Raw genomic sequence first — 554 nt, 5'->3', positions numbered from 1 at the left:
TCAAACTCTTCAATTAAAGTTTTGGCTCAATGAATACTGATAACATTACATTGTAATGTTGAATTGACTGTGCTGAATGATTGCTCATTCAAATGGTCACTCAGTTCATTGATAAATCTTTTGCGATTATCATCAACGAGTGCCCACACAGATTGATTGGTTTATATTGTTAAAGAGCTTGGCTTTCAGTGCCTTAGCACGTCAGCGAGGTGCGTATAATACGCTTCCCACTTTGAAAGTCAACATAAAACTCTAAAATTTTTAGAATTTTATGGTGACTTGTCTATTGCTAGACCAGTCGGAATTAAAGCCTGGCGATGTTCTACTCTCACATGGGGAGACCCCACACTACCATCGACGCTGTTTCGTTTCACTTCTGAGTTCGGGATGGAATCAGGTGGGTCCAAAACGCTATGGTCGCCAAGCAAATTCTTAAAATTCGGAAAGCTGTTTTCATTCTCACACAYATTCTTATGCGCTTAGCTATTGAGTCCACTACAAAACCCCTTGGGTGTTGTATGGTTAAGCCTCACGGGCAATTAGTACAGGTTAGC

1 rRNA gene is annotated in these 554 nt (G+C 40.5%); it reads right to left on the bottom strand.

What is annotated here, in order from left to right:
* Positions 1-309: 309 nt before the first annotated feature.
* Positions 310-425 (bottom strand): 5S ribosomal RNA (gene rrf, locus D908_RS00010).
* Positions 426-554: the final 129 nt, after the last annotated feature.

Source organism: Vibrio mimicus CAIM 602 (genome assembly GCF_000338875.1).
Classification (GTDB): Bacteria; Pseudomonadota; Gammaproteobacteria; order Enterobacterales; family Vibrionaceae; genus Vibrio; species Vibrio mimicus.
The sequence above is the reverse complement of the archived record's forward strand: the minus strand, read 5'-3'. Positions and strand labels throughout refer to the sequence as shown.